The 1,065-nt window shown below is 38.4% G+C and carries 2 protein-coding genes; both read left to right on the plus strand.

Annotation, left to right across the window (positions count from 1 at the left end; all coding sequences use genetic code 11):
• The first annotated feature begins 69 nt into the window (after nucleotides 1–69).
• Nucleotides 70–426 (plus strand): IS630 transposase-related protein, encoded by a 357-nt coding sequence (locus CQ839_RS24605; protein ID WP_103670933.1) that lies wholly within the window; start codon nucleotides 70–72, stop codon nucleotides 424–426.
• A 35-nt stretch (nucleotides 427–461) separates the two neighbouring features.
• Nucleotides 462–1,028: an IS630 family transposase gene (locus tag CQ839_RS24610; protein ID WP_103670934.1), complete on the plus strand. Its 567-nt coding sequence runs from the start codon at nucleotides 462–464 to the stop codon at nucleotides 1,026–1,028.
• Nucleotides 1,029–1,065: the final 37 nt, after the last annotated feature.

A 1,065-nucleotide genomic window follows, 5' to 3' on the forward strand; every position in this document is an offset into this window, starting at 1 on the left:
TACAGCAAATTCCGATCAAACCCGCCACAAGAAGAGTAAACTAGAAGCATCACCAAATTGAAATAAAATATGGCAGCATATTCGCTTGATTTACGACAAAAGATATTAAGTGCATGGGAAAACAAAGAAAATACTCAAAGAGATTTAGCTAAACGATTTAAAGTAAGTTTATCTTTTGTGCGAGATTTATTGCGTCGGTATCGAGAAACAAATGAGATAGCAGCAAAACCGCAAGGAGGAGATCGACGATCCAAAATCAAAGGTAAAAATGAAGAATTATTAAAGACAATTATTAAAGAACAAAATGATATATATCTGCGAGAGATAAAAGAAACGCTTCAAGACACCAAAGGAATGCAGGTAAGTGTATCGAGTTTAAGTCGTACCCTTAAGCGATTAGATTTAGGACGCAAAAAAAAACTTTAGTAGCCAGTGAACAAGCCACAGAGAGAGTCCAAAAATTGCGCTATGAGTTTCGACGTTGGCTTGATACGATAGATGTAAAAAACCTTGTATTCATTGATGAGACAGGGCTAAATCTGGCGATGACAAGGCTTTATGGCAGATGTCAAGGGGGATCAAGAGTATATGACGACCGTCCAAGCAACAAAGGTAGAAACATTACTTTAATTGGTGCGATGAGTGATGCTGGGTTGATAGCGGCGATGACTTTCGCAGGCAGTCTAAACACTGCAAGCTTCTTAGTTTTCATTGAAAAAATATTATTACCTCAATTATGGGTTGGAGCGATTGTTGCTATGGACAATTTGCCAGTACATTACGCGGAAATTGCGAAAACTCTAATTGAATCTGTTGGTGCTAAGGTCAAGTTTCTACCTCCTTATTCCCCTGATTTATCACCGATTGAGTTATGTTGGTCAAAGTTAAAGGAAATTATTCGCTCAGCTAAAGCTCGTACAATCGAGACTCTTGATGCGGCAATTACTATGTCTATTCAGGCTATTACTGATGAAGATGCTCTTAATTGGTTCCATCATTGTGGCATCTGCTTTGAGCCTTTTAGGTAGCTTCTTTTGTGGCGGGTTTGATCGCAATTTGCTGTAA

It is taken from the genome of Pseudanabaena sp. BC1403 (assembly GCF_002914585.1).
Lineage (GTDB): Bacteria > Cyanobacteriota > Cyanobacteriia > Pseudanabaenales > Pseudanabaenaceae > Pseudanabaena.